This window comes from Stutzerimonas stutzeri RCH2, assembly GCF_000327065.1.
Classification (GTDB): Bacteria; Pseudomonadota; Gammaproteobacteria; order Pseudomonadales; family Pseudomonadaceae; genus Stutzerimonas; species Stutzerimonas stutzeri_AE.
Genome location: NC_019936.1, coordinates 4,129,045 through 4,144,830 on the forward strand (window position 1 = coordinate 4,129,045; position 15,786 = coordinate 4,144,830).

The window sequence follows — 15,786 nt, forward strand, 5'->3', positions numbered from 1 at the left end:
GGCGCTGCCACTGACGTCTGAAGGCCTTACACTAGGTCGGGAGTTGCCGTCGGCAGCAAACCCGCTCAGGACGAGCCGGGCCGACACGCATCGAAACAGCGAACGGAAAGGCAGCAGACGCCTTGCGCTCGTAGTTCAGCCACGGATGATCGATAGGAAGCAACATGGCAGCAGTAGGCGCCGAACTCTGGCCCCACAGTCACAGTGAGATGAGCGAGCGCATTCGCCGGTTCGACTGGGGAGCGACCGTGCTCGGCGCGCCGGACACCTGGCCGCCGGCGCTGCGACTGCTGCTGGACACCCTGCTCGAAGCGCCGCTGCCGATGTGCATTCTCTGGGGCGAGCAGGCGCTGCAGCTGTACAACGATGCCCATGCAGCGCTGATCGGCGACCGCCATCCAGCCGAACTCGGCCAGCCAGCCTGCCACCGCTGGGGTGCGACCTGGGAACTGCTCAACCCGGCTTGCGACACCGCCCGCCGCGGCGAGCCACGGGTATTGCGCAACCAGCAGCTGGCGATCGAGCGTGAAGGCGTGCTGGAGCAAGCCTGGTTCGACCTCGCCCTCAGCCCCATCCGCGACACCCCGCGCAGCATCGGCGGCCTGCTGCTGTGCCTGAGCGAAACCAGCGAGCGTGTGCGCACCGAAACCCGCCTGTCGCAAACCGCCCTGCACTACAAGCTCAGCGCCGAAGTCCACCGAGCCAGCGAGCAGCGCCTGCAATTGGCACTCGAAGCCAGCGACCTGATCGGCATCTGGGACTGGGCCATCCAATCGAGCGAAATACCGCCTGGCGCTGAGCTATCGCGCATTCTGCCGGTGGCACAGTCCGGGCCCAAGGGCCTGAGCAGCGAAGCCTTTTTCGATCATGTGCATCCCGACGACGTGCCACGGTTGCGCGCCGCACTGCAACGCTGCATCACCGAGCGCGGCAATCTCGACGAGCGCTACAGGCTACGCGGCGAAAATGGCGCCACGCGCTGGGCGCTGGCCCGCGGCCGCTGCCATTGCGACGAGCAGGGCCGGCCATTGCGCTTCCCCGGCGCGGTGATGAACATCACCAGCCAGCAGGCCAGCGAAGATGCGCTGCGCCAGCGCGAGGCCGAACTCAAGATGATCACCGATGCCCTGCCGGTGCTGATCGGCTACATCGACTCCGAGGAACGCTTCCGCTTCAATAACCGCTATTACACCGAGTGGTTTGGCCATTCGACCGAATGGCTGCTGGGCAAGACTGCGCGCGAAGTGCTCGGCGAGCGCGGTTATGCCGAGCGACAGGTGAACATCCGCGCCGCGCTTGCCGGCCAGGACGTGACCTTCGAGGCCTATAGCCCGCATCGCGACGGCCAGCCTCGTCGAATGCTGGTGCATTACCTGCCCCGTCGCGACTGCCACGCAAACGTGCTCGGTTTCTTCGTCATGGCGCTGGACGTAACCGAACGCTGGCGTGCCGAACAGGCCCTGCGCGAACTCAACGAGACGCTGGAGAGCCGCATCCAGGAGCGCACTCAGGCGCTGGCGGAAGTCTACGAGCGCCTGCTCAAGGAAATGGCCAGCCGCGAGCAGGCGCAGGAGGCGCTGCGTCAGGCGCAGAAGATGGAGGCGGTGGGCCAACTGACCGGCGGCATCGCCCATGACTTCAACAACATGCTGACCGGCATAATCGGCGGGCTTGACCTGATCCAGCGCTATATCCAGTCCGGGCGCCATGGCGAGACCCAGCGCTTCATCGATGCCGCGGTGACCTCGGCCAATCGCGCTGCAGCGCTCACGCACCGCCTGCTCGCCTTTGCCCGGCGCCAGCCCTTGAACCTAAAGCGGGTCGAGCTGAACCAGCTGATCGAATCGATGCACGACCTGCTCAGCCGCACCCTGGGTCGCCACATCCACATCGATAATCGCCTGCAGCAGGGCCTTTGGCCGGTCTCCAGCGACGAAAACCAGTTGGAAAGCGCCCTGCTCAACCTGGTGATCAATGCCCGTGACGCCATGCCAGACGGCGGCAGCCTGCTGCTGGAAACCCGCAACGTCGAGCTGTACAGCCAAGGCGAGGTGGGTGATCTGGCCGCTGGTCGCTATGTCATCCTCCGCCTGACCGACAGCGGCTGCGGAATGAGCGCCAAGGTACTCGCCAGTGTCTTCGAGCCGTTCTTCACCACCAAGCCCATCGGGCAGGGGACCGGGCTCGGCCTGTCCATGGTCTACGGCTTCACTCGGCAGGCGGGCGGCCATATTCAGATCGCCAGCGAACCCGGCGAAGGCACCCAGGTCAGCCTCTACCTGCCGGTGTATGAAGAAGAGGGCGTCGCAGCGCTACCGGCTAAAGAGATCGAAGGCCCGCTGCGAGCCAAGCAGGGCGAAACGGTCCTGGTAGTCGAAGATGATCCAGCGGTGCGCCTGCTGGTGATCGACGTCCTGGAGATGCTCGGCTACCAGGCGCTGGAGGCTGCCGACGGCAATGCGGCGATACGCATCCTCGAAAGCAGCGCGGCCGTGGATATGCTGGTCACCGATGTCGGCCTGCCAGGCATGAACGGCCGCCAGCTCGCCGATGCCGCGCGGCAGCAGCGCCCTGGCCTGCCGGTGCTGTTCATGACGGGTTATGCCAAGCAGGCGGCCAGCTCGGACTTCCTCGAACCGGGCATGGACATGATCAGCAAGCCATTCAATCTGGATGCCCTGGCCAAGCGCGTCTGCGACATGCTGATGGAGAACGACCAACGGTGAATCGTCCGCGGCCGGATGGGGTCATAACCCTATCCGCCGGACTGCCCCAGCGCACCGGCCCTGCACCATTCAGGAACCCAGCTGCCGATGAATGCTCCGTCTCGCCTGACCGCTGCCTTCGCCGGTGCCGTGCAATCGCCCGCCGGCGCCAGCCAGCGCTATTGCTATCAGCCAATCGACGAGCCCGAGCAGCGCTCGGTCGATCTTGCCGAAGAATGCGCGCTGGCCATTGCCTATAACGGCCTCAGCCAGGCGGTGATGATGATTTCCCCGGCCGACCTCGAGGATTTCGTGGTGGGTTTCAGCCTGGCCAACGGCTTCGTCGACAGCCTCGACGACATCTATGACATCCGCGTGCATGGTTGCGGCAGCGCCCGTCGCGCCGAGGTCGACATCGCCAGTCGCGCCTTCTGGCGGCTAAAGCAACAACGCCGCCAGCTGCCCGGCAACAGCAGCTGCGGGCTTTGCGGCGTCGAGGCGCTTGAACAGGCATTACCCAGGTTGCCGGCGCTGGCGCCGTCAGCGTTGCCGCCTTCGCACTGGCTGCAGGACCTACGGCAACGTATCGGCGAGTTTCAGCCATTGGGTCGAGACTGCGGTGCCGTCCACGCTGCGCTGTTCATGGATGCCAATGGCGAGATCCGTCTGGGCCGTGAGGACATTGGCCGACATAACGCGCTGGACAAGCTGATCGGCGCCCTGGCCCGCGCGAATCAAGCTGCGGAGGGCGGCCTGGCCATCGTCACCAGCCGCTGCAGTCTGGAATTGGTGCACAAGGTACAGCGAGCCGGCATTCCGACTCTGGTGAGCCTGTCGTCCCCCACCGGCCTCGCCGCCAAGTGGGCACAGCGGCACAACCTGAATCTCATCCACCTGCCGCACCACAGCCCGCCACGCGTCTACAGCCCGGCAGTGCCGACACTCAATGCTCGCTGAACGGTCGAGCCGCAACGAGCACTTACAGCTGTCGTCTAGCGGGCCCCAAGCAGATCGAGACAGCCCAAACAAATGAAAGTTCCGCCGTAAAATCAATTAGTTAACAAACAGGAACTGCATCACGCATTTCATCGGGAAGCCCTTGCCGGAAGCGAAGCGGCGAGTAAGGATCACGGCGCAATTCCTCATATGGGATCACACCATGAAGTACGCCTCGATTTTCCTGTTGTCTGCCAGCCTGCTGAGCGGTGTTGCCGTTGCCGGTAGCAACACCGAAGCAGCCGTCGGCGGTGCGCTCGGCGGCGCGCTGGGCTCCGTAGTTGGAGAACATCTGGGTGGCTCTACCGGTGCCACCATCGGTGCCGGTGTCGGCGGCGCAGCCGGCGGCATGGTCGGCGCAGACAAACGCAGCCGCACCGAAGCGGCGATCGGCGGCGGTCTGGGCGCAGCCGGCGGCAATGTCATTGGCCAGAAAGTAGGCGGTAGTACCGGCGGCCTGATCGGCGCGGCTGTGGGTGGTGGTGCCGGTGGCGCAATCGGTAATGCCTACGGCGACGATGATGACCGCTACCGCGGCGACCGCCGCTATCGCGATAGCCATTACTATGGCCCGCCCGGCAAGGCCAAGGGGCACTACAAGCATCGCCACAAGCACCATTAAGCGCTTGAGCCATCAGCGCACAGCGACCTGCTGAAAGCGAAGCCACACCCATCGCCCGGATTCGGCCCTGCCGCCTCCGGGCGATTTGCTTGTCACGCATCGACCGTCAGGATGACCCCTACGCCAACGCCTCCAGCGCCGCACGCAAGCGGCCCGGAATCGGCGTCGGCCGATTGCTTGCCCGCTCGACGAACACATGCACGAAGCGCCCCGCCGCACTGGCCTCCTGCTCGCCCTCGCGGAAGATTGCCAGCTCGTACTGCACCGAGGAGTTACCGAGCTTCGCCACCCGTACGCCGACCTCGATGAGGTCCGGGTAGGCGATCGAGGCGAAGTAATCGCAGGCCGAACTGACCACGAAGCCGACGATGTCGCCATCTCGGATATCCAGTCCGCCCTGCTGGATCAGGTAGTTGTTCACCGCCGTGTCGAAAAAGCCGTAATAGACGACGTTGTTCACGTGGCCGTAGATATCGTTGTCATGCCAGCGCGTAGTGATCGGCTGGAAATGCTTGTAATCACGGCGCAGGTGCTTGGGCTGCTCGGGCATGGTGGTCTCCAGGTGCGCAGATTGATGGACAGCCGCTCAATAGGCGGCCTGGTAGATCGCCAGCGCATCGGCCTCAGTCACTTCACGCGGATTGTTGACCAACAGGCGCTGTTGCAGCATCGCTTCCTTGGCCAGCTGCGGCAGCATCGCCTCCGGCACACCGGCGTCGCGCAGGCGGGTCGGCAGGCCGACGCGGGCGCTCATCTGCTCGAACTCCTCGATCAGCTGTCCGGCGTAGGTCGACGGGTCACCCGTGCGCAGCCGGTCGCCGAGGATGATCGGCGCCAGCTCGCCATAATGCGTGCTCGCCGCGCTGACGTTGAAGCGCAGCACCTGCGGCAGCACCAGCGCGTTCGACAGACCATGCGGGATATGGAAGTTGCCGCCCAATGGATAGGCCAGCGCATGCACAGCCGCCACCGGCGCGTTGGCGAATGCCTGCCCGGCCAGGCATGCGCCGAGCAGCATCGCCTGGCGCGCCTCGCGGTTGCTGCCGTTATGCACCGCCTCATCGAGGTTGGCGGCCAGCAGGCGCAGCGCCTCGCGGGCCAGCAGATCGGACATGGGGTTCTTCTTCAACGCACTGGTGTAGGCCTCGATGGCGTGCACCATGGCATCGATACCGGTGGCTGCGGTCACCGCTGGGGGCAGGCCAAGGGTGAGGTCGGCATCGAGCAGCGCCAGATCTGGCAGCAGCAGTGGCGATACCACACCCATCTTGGTGGTTTCGCCAGTGGTGATGATGGCGATCTGCGTCACCTCGGAGCCGGTGCCGGCGGTGGTTGGCACCTGGATCAGCGGCAGCCGCCGGCCCTTGGCATTGCCGACGCCGTAGATGTCCTGCAGCGACTGCGCGCAGCTCGGATGCGCCAGCAAGGCGACCAGCTTGGCGACGTCCATCGAGCTGCCGCCACCGAAGCCGATGATCAGATCGGCTTCCAGTGCCCTGGCCTGCTCCACCGCCGCCATGACGATGTGCTCCGGCGGATCGGCGATTACCTGGTCGTAGATCGCAACTGCCAGGCCTTCGTTTTCGAAGCCAGGCAGCACCTCATTGAGCAGGCCGAAACGGGTAATCCCCGGATCGGTGACGACCAGTACGGAACGCGCGCCGCGCTCCTTGCATAGACCGGCCAAACGGCGGGAAGAGCCGGGCTCGCAGATCAATTGCGCGGTTGTGGCAAAGCTGAACGGATGCATCGGTGCCTCCTGTGATCGGATTAGCTCAAAACGCGAAATCGCTTTCCGGCAGCGCCATCAGGCACGCGGCCCCACCCTGAATCGCTTCCCGATGCGCACTCGCCCGCGGCAGTACGCGGCGCAGGTAGAAGTCCGCACTGGCCAGCTTGGCCTGGTAGAACGCCTCTTCAGCGCTGCCCTGCTCGAGCGCGTCCTGCGCACGACCGGCTGCCTGCAGCCACAGCCCGGCCAACAGGACATAGGCCGAGTACTGCAGGAAATCCACCGACACCGCGCCGATCTCCTGCGGATCGCGGCCGGTGGCAGCGATGATCTCGGCAGTCAGCTCGCGCCACTCGCCGATCCGCGCCTGCACCTTGCTGGCCATGTCATGCAGCGCCGGGCGGTCGATCTGCCGATCACAGATTTCGCTGAATTCCGCCTGCAGCGCCGAAAGCTCTGCACCGCCATCGCCGAGCAGCTTGCGACGGATGTAGTCCAGCGCCTGGATGCCGTTGGTGCCCTCGTAGAGCTGGGTGATGCGGCTGTCGCGCATCAGCTGCTCCATGCCCCACTCGCGGATATAGCCGTGGCCGCCGTAGACCTGCACGCCCAGGCTCGCGACTTCCTGGCCCATGTCGGTGAAGAAGGCCTTGACGATGGGGATCAGCAACGCCGCACGCGTGCTCGCAGCCTTGCGATGGCTCGGCTCGGGATGGCCATGTTCGAGATCCAGCTGCCGGGCGCAGTAAGCCGCCAGCATGCGGCTGCCTTCTACCAGCGTCTTCTGGGTGAGCAGCATGCGCCGCACATCGGGGTGCACGATGATCGGGTCGGCCGGTTTGTCCGGGTGCTGCACGCCAGCCAGTCCGCGCGATTGCAAACGCTCGCGGGCGTAGGCCAGCGAGCCCTGATACGCCTGCTCGGCGATCCCGAGGCCCTGCAGCCCGACCTGGAAACGCGCGTCATTCATCATGGTGAACATGCACGCCAGGCCCTGGTTGGGCGCGCCGACGACCCAGCCGGTGGCGCCGTCGAAGTTCATCACGCAGGTAGCCGCGCCCTTGATGCCCATCTTGTGCTCGACGGCGCCGCAGCTCAGGGCGTTACGCTCGCCCAGCGTACCGTCGGCATTGGCGATGAACTTGGGCACCAAGAGCAGGCTGATGCCTTTCACCCCGGCCGGTGCATCCGGCAGGCGTGCCAGCACCAGATGCACGATGTTCTCGCTCATATCGTGCTCGCCGCCGGAGATGAAGATCTTGCTGCCGCTGACCTTGTAGCTGCCGTCCGCTTGCGGCTCCGCCCGGGTGCGCAGCAGCGCCAGGTCGGTGCCCGCCTGCGGCTCGGTGAGGCACATGGTGCCGCTCCAGCTGCCGCTGACCAGCTTCTCTAGATAGGCGTTCTTCAACTCGTCGCTGCCGTGCTTGTACAGCGCCAGCACCGCGCCCTCGGTCAGGCCGGAGTAGATGCGGAAGGACAGCGACGCGCCCATCAGCATTTCGTGGAAGTTGCAGGCGACCAATTGCGGAAAACCCTGGCCGCCGTACTCGGTCGGCCCGGTCATGCTCGCCCAGCCGTTGTCGACGTACTGCCTGTACGCCTCGACGAAGCCCTGCGGGGTGCGGACTTCGCCGTTTTCCAGGGTCACGCCCTCTTCGTCGCTGTTGCGATTGAGCGGCGCGATCTCGCCGCCGGTGTAGCGCGCGGCTTCTTCCAGCACGCCGTCGATCAGCTCGCGATCCAGGCCATTGCCGAGCAATTCGCAATGGGCCGTGGCATCGAATAGCTCGTGCAACACGAAGCGCATGTCACGCAGGGGAGCCTTGTATTCCATGCTCAAGCCTCCTTCTTGTGGTCGGCGAAACGGCCGCCGAGCGTGGCCAGGCTGTCGATCAGCTCGGCTGGCTGCCAGTGCGCACCGTGGCGCTCGGCCAGCGCGTTGAGGCGATCACGAATGGCCGGCAGACCCTGGCGATCGGCCCAGGTCATCGGGCCGCCAACTTCGGCCGGGAAGCCGTAACCGTAGAGGTAGACGGTGTCGATATCGGCGCTGGACTCGGCCATGCCTTCCTCGAGGATCTTCGCACCCTCGTTGACCAGCGCCAGCAGGCAGCGCTCGAGGATTTCTTCACTGCCGATCTCGCGACGCTGAAAGCCGAGCCGCTCGGACTCGCGCTGCACCAGCGCATCCACTTCGGGGTCATGCTCGGCCTGACGGCTGCCCTCGGCATAGCGGTAGTAGCCCATGCGCGACTTCTGGCCGAAGCGGCCGAGCTCGCAGAGGCGATTGTCGACCTGCACTTCCACTTCATCCTGGCCCTTGCCAGCCAGCTCACGAGCGCGCCACTCCAGATCGATGCCGACCACGTCGTACATGCGGAACGGCCCCATGGCAAAACCGAAGCCCTGCAGCGCAGCGTCGACCTGATGTGGATAGGCGCCTTCGAGCAGCATCATCCGCGCCTCGCGCACATAGGTGGCGAGCATGCGGTTGCCGATAAAGCCCTGACAGTTGCCGGCGATCACGCTGACCTTGCCCATGCGCTTGCCGAGCTCAGTGGACGCGTCGAGCACCGCTTTCGAAGTCTTCGCGCCGCGGACGATCTCCAGCAGCTTCATGATGTGCGCCGGGCTGAAGAAGTGCAGGCCCACGACCTGCTCCGGACGCTTGGTGACGGCGGCAATGGCGTCGAGGTCCAGCGCCGAGGTGTTGCTGGCGAGGATGCCGGCCGGCTTCACGATGCCGTCCAGCTCGCGGAAAATCTTCTGCTTCAGTTCGAGGTTCTCGTAGACCGCCTCGATCACCAGGTCGACATCGGCCAGTGCCTGGTAATCCGCCGCCTTGCTGATACAGGCACGTCGTGCAGCCGCCTGAGCCTCGTCGATCCGGCCCTGGCGCACGTTATGCGCATAGGTGTCAGCCACCGTACCCAGCGCCCGTTCCAGCATCTCGGGATTGTTGTCCAGCCAGCGCACCTGCACGCCGGCGTTGGCCAGGCTCATGACGATACCGCGGCCCATGGTGCCCGCGCCGATCACGGCGGCGGTCTGGATATCGAAGCGGGTTTGGCTCATTGCAGCTGTCCTCGTTGCAAGGCTGGAAAAACTGGAGACCAACCATAGACGAAGACGCTACTATTTTTGAAATTTAGTCTTGTGATGTTTCGGATTCACCGAATGAATATCTACAACTTCGACCTCAACCTGCTCCGCGTGCTGGATGCCCTGCTGCGCGAGCGCAACGTTTCGCGTGCCGCCGAGCGCCTGTCGCTCAGCCAGCCAGCGGTCAGCAACGCGCTCAATCGCCTGCGCGAACTGCTCGACGACCCGTTGCTGGTGCGCGCCGGCCGCGCCATGCAGCCGACGCCAAGGGCGCTGGCACTGGAAGCACCGATCCGCCATGCGCTGCAGCAGATCGAACACAGTCTGATCGCCGGCGAGGCCTTCGATCCGGCGCGCAGCCATCAGCGTTTCCGCATCGCGGTGACCGACTATGTCGAGCTGGTCTGCATGCCGGCACTGATGCGGCGGCTGGCCGAGCATGCGCCCGGCATCCAGCTGGCGATCCAGCACCTGACGCCGACGCTACCGGTCGAAGCGCTGGACAACGGCGAGGTCGACCTGGTGCTCGGCCGCTTTCTCGATGTGCCCTCGCGCTTTCATGTACGCCGCTGGGCCAGCGAGACATTGCAGGTAGCGCTGCGGCGTGAGCATCCACTGGTCAAGGCGGGGCTGGATCTGGATGCCTTTCTGCGCCTGCGTCATCTGTGGGTGCATGGCGGCCAGACTCGCGGAATGGTCGATCAATGGCTGGAAGCTCAGGGGCTTGAACGCAAGGTGGTCTACACCACACCGAATTACCTGCAGGCCGCCCATATCGTCGCCAGCAGCGACCTCGCCGCGGTATTGCCGACCCAGCTGGCGCGCTATTTCGCCACCCTGCTGCCCCTGCAGACCTTCGATCTGCCGTTCGATCTCGGCACCTTCGCCTTGGATATCGTCAGCGTCGCGCAACGGCAGAACGACGCCGCACTGCAATGGCTGATCCAGCAGATCGATGCCGTGGCACCCGCCTGAGTGAGCACATCGAATCGAATGTGCTGCGGTTAATACCTATTTGCTACCATCTCCCAGCTTCTTTGTCGGAAATACCCGCAAAGCAACCGAGCTTCGCCCGCTGCGCGGAACAACCCAGCAAGGCGGATATCTACTCTTGCTAATGCGCCATGGTGAACATGGACGATCAAATCAAATCTGGAGCTAGACCTATGGCGGCCCTGCTGCAACGCACCCTCGACACCATCACTCGCAATCAGTCAGAACTGCTCAGCAGCTGGAAGTCCGACCTGCAGAATCTGGGCGGCTATCACAACGTCAAACCGGAAGAACTGGCCCAGCAGACCGTTGATCTGATCCGCCAGCTGATCAGCGGAACGGCAGACGGCTCGGCCGACATCAACGGCCCGGCCTGGGACGGCATGCGCCTGTATCTGGAAAAGCTTTCGCGCAGCCGCGCGCTGCTCGGCATGGATTCGCAACAGACCGCCGGCTTCATCTTCGCCATCAAGCGTCCGCTGATGACCCTGCTGCAGAGCGAATACGCCAACGAGCCGGCGGTATTCGCCGAGCAGCTGTGGGCGGTGTCCGAGCTGATCGACAGCCTCGGACTGTACACCGTGCGCACCTTCCAAAAGTCCCGCGAAGAGGTGATCAAGCGCCAGCAGGAAGAGCTGCTGGAGCTGTCGACCCCGGTGGTCAAGCTGTGGGACGGCGTACTCGCCCTGCCGATGATCGGCACCCTCGACTCGCAGCGCACCCAAGTGGTGATGGAGTCGCTGCTGCAGCGCATCGTCGATACCGGATCGGAAATCGCCATCATCGATATCACCGGCGTGCCGACGGTCGACACCCTGGTCGCCCAGCACCTGCTGAAGACGGTCACCGCGATTCGCCTGATGGGCGCCGACTGCATCATCAGCGGTGTACGCCCGCAGATCGCGCAAACCATCGTGCACCTTGGCCTGGACCTGCAGGGTATCGTCACCAAGGCCAACCTGGCTGATGCTCTCGCCCTGGCCCTGCGCCGTTCGGGCCTCACCGTGACGAAGGCCGTCTAATGGATCGCATACCCATTCTGCGGATGGGCGAGTTTCTGCTCGTCACCATCCAGGTCGACATGCACGACCAGCTGGCGCTGACCCTGCAGGACGACCTGGCCGAGCGCATCAGTGCGACCTCGGCAAAGGCCGTGCTGATCGACATTTCCGCGCTGGACATGGTCGACTCCTTTATCGGCCGCATGATCGGCACCATCTCCGGCCTCTCGCGGATCATGGATGCCGAGACTGTGGTAGTCGGCATGCAGCCAGCCGTGGCGATCACCCTGGTCGAGCTCGGTCTCGAGCTGCCCGGGGTCAGCACCGCGCTGAACGTCGAGCGCGGCATGCAGTTGCTGCGTGCCCGCGTGGCCGCGCAATGATCGTGCGCAGCAGCGGCAGCCAGCCGGTGCGCCTCGAACAGGACGTCGTGCTGGCGCGGCAGACCGTGCGCAAGCTGACTCAGGAATGCGCGATGCGCCTGATCGACCAGACCAAGCTGGTCACCGCAGTCAGCGAGCTGGCGCGTAACACCGTGGTCTACGGGGGCGGTGGCGACATGGACTGGCAGCTGATCGAGGACGGCACCCGCGTCGGCGTGCGCCTGACCTTCCGCGACGAGGGCCCGGGCATCGCCGACATCAAGCTGGCCATGACCGATGGCTGGACGTCGGGCAGCGGGCTTGGCCTCGGCCTGACGGGGGCCAAGCGGCTGGTCGACGAGTTCGAACTCGACAGCACGGTCGGCGTGGGCACCCGTATCACCATCACGCGGTGGACATGAACGTTCAGGGAAGCGTCACCCAGGTCCTGCTGATCGAAGACAACAGCCAGATCGGTCATGCGCGCCGGTTCGCCCAGCGCCTGGCCGAGCAACACGGCTTCGATGAAACCGATGCCGGGCGGGTCGCCCTGCTGGTCACCGAGCTGGCGAGCAACGTGCTCAAGCATGCCGGACGCGGTGAGCTGCATCTGCGCGCGGTTCAGGGCCAGGATGGCGTCGGGGTCGAGATCATCGCAGTGGATCGCGGGCCCGGCTTCGATCTCAATCAATGCCTGGCCGACGGCTATTCAACCTGTGGCACCCAGGGCATCGGTCTCGGTGCCCTGGCACGGCAGGCCCAGGTGTTCGATGCCTATGCCGATGCCCGCGGCTCGGTTGTGCTGGCCCAGCTGTTCCCACGCACGGTGCAACCACCGCGGTGGCGCTACGGCGTCAGCCAGCAGCCGTTTCCTGGTGAAAGCGCATGTGGCGACGACTGGCGCCTGGCCTTCGACGAGCAACGCTGCAGTGTGCTGGTGATCGATGGCATCGGCCACGGAGAGCTTGCGCAACAGGCGGCACGCACCGGTGCAACCGCCTTTGGCGAGAATCCATTCGCTTCACCGTCCGCGCTGTTCGACAGCATGCACCGCGCCATGAATGGCAGCCGTGGTGGCGCTGCGGCTATTGCGCAGTTCGACAGCCAGCGGCAGGCACTCAGTTTCGCCGGCATCGGTAATATCGGCGCCAGTCTGATCGGCAACGACGGCTCACGCGGCCTGGCTTCGCACCCTGGCATCGTCGGCGTACGCTTTCGCAAAGCGCATGTCTTCGACTACCCGCGGGGCGATGCGCTGCTGCTGGTGCTATACAGCGACGGACTGCAGTCGCGCTGGAATCTGCGCGACTATCCCGGCCTGGTACACCGACATCCGGCCATCATCGCCACGCTGTTGCAGCGCGACTTCTGCCGCGGCCGCGACGACGTGACCGTACTGGCTCTCAACCTGGAGGTCGCTCGTGGCTGACCCTATGCTCCCGGAAACCGGCGATGCAGCCCGCATCGAACTGTTGCGTCAGGAAAACGAGTTGCTGCGTGCCGAGCTTGAGGAAACCAACCAGGGTGTGCTGGCGCTCTATGCCGAGCTCGACACCCAGGCCGATCAGCTGCGCCAGGCTTCGGAACTGAAAAGCCGTTTCCTCTCGTACATGAGCCACGAGTTCCGCACGCCACTGGGTTCCATACTCAGCATCACCCGTCTGCTCAGCGACGAGCTGGACGGTCCGCTGAGCCCGGAGCAGCACAAGCAGGTGCGCTTCGTCAGCTCGGCCGCCAGCGAGCTGAGCGAGATGGTCGACGATCTGCTCGATCTGGCGAAGATCGAGGCCGGTCGCGTGAGCATTTCGCCGGCCTGGTTCGACATGCTCGACCTGTTCTCGGCATTGCGCGGGATGTTTCGCCCGATCGTCGAGGGCTCGCCGGTGGACCTTATCTTCGAGGAACCGGTAGGCCTGCCGCGCTTCTACACAGACGACAAGAAGCTCGCGCAGATCCTGCGTAACTTCATCTCCAATGCCCTGAAATTCACTCCGCAGGGCGAAGTGCGCGTGTCGGCGCGAATGGAGAATCCGCAGCAGGTGCGGTTCGCCGTCAGCGACACCGGCATCGGCATCGCCGCCGAACTGCACGACCGCCTCTTTGAAGATTTCGCCCAGGTCGACTCGCCGCTGCAGAAGCGCCTGCGTGGTACCGGCCTTGGCCTGGCGCTGTGCAAACGCTTTGCCGAATTGCTCGGCGGTCGGGTCGGCGTGGAAAGCACGCCGGGCAAGGGTTCCGAGTTCTATGTGATCATCCCGTTTGCCATCCAGGCGGAGGAGCCCGATGGAGCGTGACAGCCGTCTGCTGATCGTCGATGACAACGCGACCACGCGCTACGCGATGCGCCGGGTGCTGGAGCGCCACGGCTATCAGGTACTGGAAGCAGGTACCGGCAGCGAAGGCTTGGCGCTGGTCGCCGGTGCCGATGCGCTGATCCTCGACGTCAACCTGCCGGACATGAGCGGCTTCGACATCGCCCGCCAACTGCGCGCCGATCCGAACACCGCGCTGCTGCCGCTGATTCATGTCTCTGCCGCCTCCATCGAGACCAACGACATCATTACCGGCCTCGATGCCGGCGGCGATGCCTACCTGATCCACCCGGTCGATCCCGATGTGCTGCTGGCGACCCTGCGCACACTGCTGCGGGTACGTGACACCGAGCGTGCCTTGCGCGACAGCGAAGCGCGCTTCCGCGAGATTTTCATCCACGTTGCCGCTCCCATCGCCGTGCTCGACGCCGATCTGGGGCTACACGAATGCAATCACGCGTTCGAACTGCTGATCGGCGCTGCCAGCCCTGCCGCCGCGCTGTTGAGCGAAGTCTTCGCACCCGGCCAGGAAGCGCTGGTCGCCGAACTGCGCGCGCATCTGCAAGCCGGCGAGCGCTGGCGCACGCCGCTGCAGATGCGGGTCAATGGCGAAACGCGTGAAACCGAATGGCAGATATCCCCTTACCGCACGCCGGGTCTCGGGCTGGTATTCGTCGAGGACGTGACTGAGCAACGCCACCGCGAGCGCGCCCAGCGTCAGGAAATCGCCAATACCACGAGCAAGCTCGCTCATGAAGTGGCCGAGCGCGCGCGCACCGAGGAGCAGCTGCTGCAGGCGCAGAAGATGGACGCCCTGGGCAAGCTCACCGGTGGTATCGCCCACGATTTCAACAACCTGCTCACCGGCATCATCACCGGTATCGAGCTGATGAAGCAGCGCATCATCGAAGGTCGCGCCGACAGCGTACTGCGATTCGCCGATGCCTCGCTCAGCTCGGCGCGCAGTGCAGCGTCGCTGACCAACCGCCTGCTGGCATTCGCCCGCAAACAGCCGCTGGATGCCCGCGCACTGAACATCAACGAGCGCATCCGTTCGCTGGAAGATCTGTTGCGCCGCACGATTGGCGAGCGCATCACGCTCACCTTCGATTTCACCGACGAGCCCGCCGTCGCCCGTGTGGACGTCAGCCAGTTCGAAAGTGCGCTGCTCAACCTGGTGATCAACGCGCGTGACGCGCTGCCTGAAGGCGGACATATCCGCATCAGCACGTTCCTCTCGGATGGCAGCCAGACGCAGGAGCTGGCCGCTGGCCGCTATATCGGTCTATGCGTGGGCGATGACGGTACGGGCATCGAGCCGGGCGTTCTGGATAAGGTGTTCGACCCCTTTTTCACTACGAAGCCGCAAGGGCGCGGTACCGGACTCGGGCTGTCGAGCATCTACGGCTTCGCCTTGCAATCGGGGGGCGATGCGAGCATTCGCAGCACGCTCGGTGTCGGCACCGAAGTCACCCTGCTGCTACCCGCCGCCAGCGGCGAGGCAATAGTCGCGTCGCCCATCGGGGCTGACTCGTCGGCCCGCCTGGCGGGCCATGAGCATGTGCTGGTGGTTGAAGACATGCCCAGCGTGCGCATGCTGGTCGCGGAAACGCTGATCGAGGCGGGTTATCGCTGCAGCCAGGCGGGCGATGTTGAAACGGCCCAGGCGCTGCTGGAGGCCGACACCTCGATCGAGCTGCTGCTCACCGATGTCGGACTGCCTCGCCTCTCCGGGCGGCAACTTGCGCAATGGGCACGCCGGGCCAGGCCGGGGCTGCCGGTGATTCTCATCACCGGCTATGCGGAAAACGCCGCCAGCCGCGAAGGCTTTATCGACGAGCGCATGGACCTCGTGCTCAAGCCGTTCGAAGCCGCTGACCTGCTGAGCAAGATCCGCGGCCTGCTCGACGAAGCCTGATGTTGTCGAGCGGCCATCCGCCGCCGTATCTCGACCTGCGCTT

Annotated in this window: 14 protein-coding genes; 10 read left to right on the plus strand and 4 right to left on the minus strand. The window is 64.8% G+C overall.

Going from position 1 to position 15,786, the window contains the following annotated elements:
• Positions 1-164 precede the first annotated feature (164 nt).
• From PSEST_RS19290 to PSEST_RS19300, 3 genes are all read left to right on the plus strand, one after another.
• The gene (locus tag PSEST_RS19290; protein WP_015278614.1) at positions 165-2,726 is read left to right on the plus strand and encodes a PAS domain-containing protein; all 2,562 of its coding nucleotides are present in this window, start codon (positions 165-167) and stop codon (positions 2,724-2,726) included.
• Positions 2,727-2,813: 87 nt separating this feature from the next.
• Positions 2,814-3,662: a formate dehydrogenase accessory sulfurtransferase FdhD gene (gene fdhD, locus PSEST_RS19295; protein ID WP_015278615.1), complete on the plus strand. Its 849-nt coding sequence runs from the start codon at positions 2,814-2,816 to the stop codon at positions 3,660-3,662.
• A 202-nt stretch (positions 3,663-3,864) separates the two neighbouring features.
• A complete protein-coding gene (locus PSEST_RS19300) occupies positions 3,865-4,323 on the plus strand; it encodes a hypothetical protein (RefSeq protein WP_015278616.1) in 459 nt (152 codons plus the stop codon).
• Between the two features lie 118 nt (positions 4,324-4,441).
• Here the strand turns inward: PSEST_RS19300 and PSEST_RS19305 are convergent, their stop codons facing one another.
• Genes PSEST_RS19305 through PSEST_RS19320 form a run of 4 tightly spaced genes read right to left on the minus strand, consistent with a single transcriptional unit; the run spans position 4,442 to position 9,130 of the window.
• Positions 4,442-4,873: an acyl-CoA thioesterase gene (locus PSEST_RS19305; protein ID WP_015278617.1), complete on the minus strand. Its 432-nt coding sequence runs from the start codon at positions 4,871-4,873 to the stop codon at positions 4,442-4,444.
• Between the two features lie 36 nt (positions 4,874-4,909).
• Complete coding sequence (locus tag PSEST_RS19310; protein WP_015278618.1) at positions 4,910-6,073, minus strand: iron-containing alcohol dehydrogenase; 1,164 nt, start codon at positions 6,071-6,073, stop codon at positions 4,910-4,912.
• Positions 6,074-6,098: 25 nt separating this feature from the next.
• On the minus strand, positions 6,099-7,889 hold the full coding sequence (locus PSEST_RS19315; RefSeq protein WP_015278619.1) for an acyl-CoA dehydrogenase C-terminal domain-containing protein: 1,791 nt from the start codon (positions 7,887-7,889) through the stop codon (positions 6,099-6,101).
• A gap of 2 nt (positions 7,890-7,891) precedes the next feature.
• Entirely contained in the window at positions 7,892-9,130 is a 1,239-nt protein-coding gene (locus PSEST_RS19320; protein WP_015278620.1) for a 3-hydroxyacyl-CoA dehydrogenase, read from the minus strand.
• Between the two features lie 102 nt (positions 9,131-9,232).
• On the opposite strand from PSEST_RS19320, the gene PSEST_RS19325 reads away from it, so the two are divergent.
• From PSEST_RS19325 to PSEST_RS19355, 7 genes are all read left to right on the plus strand, one after another.
• On the plus strand, positions 9,233-10,132 hold the full coding sequence (locus tag PSEST_RS19325) for a LysR family transcriptional regulator (RefSeq protein WP_015278621.1): 900 nt from the start codon (positions 9,233-9,235) through the stop codon (positions 10,130-10,132).
• A gap of 191 nt (positions 10,133-10,323) precedes the next feature.
• A complete protein-coding gene (locus PSEST_RS19330; protein ID WP_015278622.1) occupies positions 10,324-11,172 on the plus strand; it encodes an STAS domain-containing protein in 849 nt (282 codons plus the stop codon).
• Positions 11,172-11,534, plus strand: a complete 363-nt coding sequence (locus PSEST_RS19335; RefSeq protein ID WP_015278623.1) for an STAS domain-containing protein — start codon at positions 11,172-11,174, stop codon at positions 11,532-11,534. Before PSEST_RS19330 ends, PSEST_RS19335 begins: the two co-directional genes overlap by 1 nt.
• Positions 11,531-11,935, plus strand: coding sequence for an ATP-binding protein (locus PSEST_RS19340; RefSeq protein WP_015278624.1), 405 nt, complete (start codon positions 11,531-11,533; stop codon positions 11,933-11,935). Before PSEST_RS19335 ends, PSEST_RS19340 begins: the two co-directional genes overlap by 4 nt.
• Positions 11,932-12,942 carry an ATP-binding protein gene (locus PSEST_RS19345; RefSeq protein WP_015278625.1) on the plus strand — a complete coding sequence of 337 codons (1,011 nt, stop codon included), beginning with the start codon at positions 11,932-11,934 and terminating at the stop codon, positions 12,940-12,942. The genes PSEST_RS19340 and PSEST_RS19345 overlap by 4 nt, the downstream gene beginning before the upstream one ends.
• Positions 12,935-13,807: a sensor histidine kinase gene (locus PSEST_RS19350; RefSeq protein ID WP_015278626.1), complete on the plus strand. Its 873-nt coding sequence runs from the start codon at positions 12,935-12,937 to the stop codon at positions 13,805-13,807. Before PSEST_RS19345 ends, PSEST_RS19350 begins: the two co-directional genes overlap by 8 nt.
• The gene (locus PSEST_RS19355; RefSeq protein WP_015278627.1) at positions 13,797-15,743 is read left to right on the plus strand and encodes a response regulator; all 1,947 of its coding nucleotides are present in this window, start codon (positions 13,797-13,799) and stop codon (positions 15,741-15,743) included. Before PSEST_RS19350 ends, PSEST_RS19355 begins: the two co-directional genes overlap by 11 nt.
• Positions 15,744-15,786: the final 43 nt, after the last annotated feature.

Excerpts from the sequence above, each read along its gene's own strand:
- PSEST_RS19345 (WP_015278625.1), top strand. The coding sequence starts at position 11,932 with ATGAACGTTCAGGGAAGCGTCACCCAGGTCCTGCTGATCGAAGACAAC.
- PSEST_RS19305 (WP_015278617.1), bottom strand. The coding sequence starts at position 4,873 with ATGCCCGAGCAGCCCAAGCACCTGCGCCGTGATTACAAGCATTTCCAG.
- PSEST_RS19320 (WP_015278620.1), bottom strand. The coding sequence starts at position 9,130 with ATGAGCCAAACCCGCTTCGATATCCAGACCGCCGCCGTGATCGGCGCG.
- PSEST_RS19310 (WP_015278618.1), bottom strand. The coding sequence starts at position 6,073 with ATGCATCCGTTCAGCTTTGCCACAACCGCGCAATTGATCTGCGAGCCC.
- PSEST_RS19290 (WP_015278614.1), top strand. The coding sequence starts at position 165 with ATGGCAGCAGTAGGCGCCGAACTCTGGCCCCACAGTCACAGTGAGATG.
- PSEST_RS19340 (WP_015278624.1), top strand. The coding sequence starts at position 11,531 with ATGATCGTGCGCAGCAGCGGCAGCCAGCCGGTGCGCCTCGAACAGGAC.
- PSEST_RS19325 (WP_015278621.1), top strand. The coding sequence starts at position 9,233 with ATGAATATCTACAACTTCGACCTCAACCTGCTCCGCGTGCTGGATGCC.
- PSEST_RS19330 (WP_015278622.1), top strand. The coding sequence starts at position 10,324 with ATGGCGGCCCTGCTGCAACGCACCCTCGACACCATCACTCGCAATCAG.
- PSEST_RS19335 (WP_015278623.1), top strand. The coding sequence starts at position 11,172 with ATGGATCGCATACCCATTCTGCGGATGGGCGAGTTTCTGCTCGTCACC.
- fdhD (WP_015278615.1), top strand. The coding sequence starts at position 2,814 with ATGAATGCTCCGTCTCGCCTGACCGCTGCCTTCGCCGGTGCCGTGCAA.
- PSEST_RS19300 (WP_015278616.1), top strand. The coding sequence starts at position 3,865 with ATGAAGTACGCCTCGATTTTCCTGTTGTCTGCCAGCCTGCTGAGCGGT.
- PSEST_RS19315 (WP_015278619.1), bottom strand. The coding sequence starts at position 7,889 with ATGGAATACAAGGCTCCCCTGCGTGACATGCGCTTCGTGTTGCACGAG.
- PSEST_RS19355 (WP_015278627.1), top strand. The coding sequence starts at position 13,797 with ATGGAGCGTGACAGCCGTCTGCTGATCGTCGATGACAACGCGACCACG.